The 485-nt window shown below is 46.8% G+C and carries 1 protein-coding gene; it reads left to right on the forward strand.

Features of this window, described 5'->3' with window-relative positions; all coding sequences use genetic code 11:
• Positions 1–361: gp53-like domain-containing protein (locus AAC855_RS21245; protein WP_422824418.1), on the forward strand; the 361-nt coding region annotated here is incomplete at its 5' end.
• Positions 362–485: the final 124 nt, after the last annotated feature.

A 485-nucleotide genomic window follows, 5' to 3' on the forward strand; every position in this document is an offset into this window, starting at 1 on the left:
GGATGTCTGGGCAAATCGATATGTACTGGAGAAAGGGCAACGGGTTTATAGTCCGAACAATCCGCAAACTGATGGACATTTAGCCCCGGAAGGTTGGTACAGAGATACCGCCAAAGGCGTTATTATCCAGTGGGGGCGTGGGTGGTATAAAGACAATCAGGTTGTTAATTTTCCTACACCGTTCCCGACCATGGCATGTTCAGTACAAATCAGTGCAAACCCGGCAGATACGAATAATGCTGAAGTTTCACAAGCGTACCCGCTCAATGCGACATCATTCATTGTGGGTTGTGGTGCCTATAGGGATGGACGATTCTATCCTTCAGCGTTCAATTGTACCTGGATGGCTATCGGATATTGAGGTGAGATATGTACATTTACAGCGCAAAAACAAATGCGTTTTATCCTGTTGCGTGGAAACAGGCTTACATCAAAGCGGGTTCATGGCCGGAGGATGGTATTGAGGTCAGTGAAGCCGTTTACAT

Origin of the sequence: Xenorhabdus bharatensis (assembly GCF_037996705.1) — a bacterium.
GTDB lineage: Bacteria > Pseudomonadota > Gammaproteobacteria > Enterobacterales > Enterobacteriaceae > Xenorhabdus > Xenorhabdus bharatensis.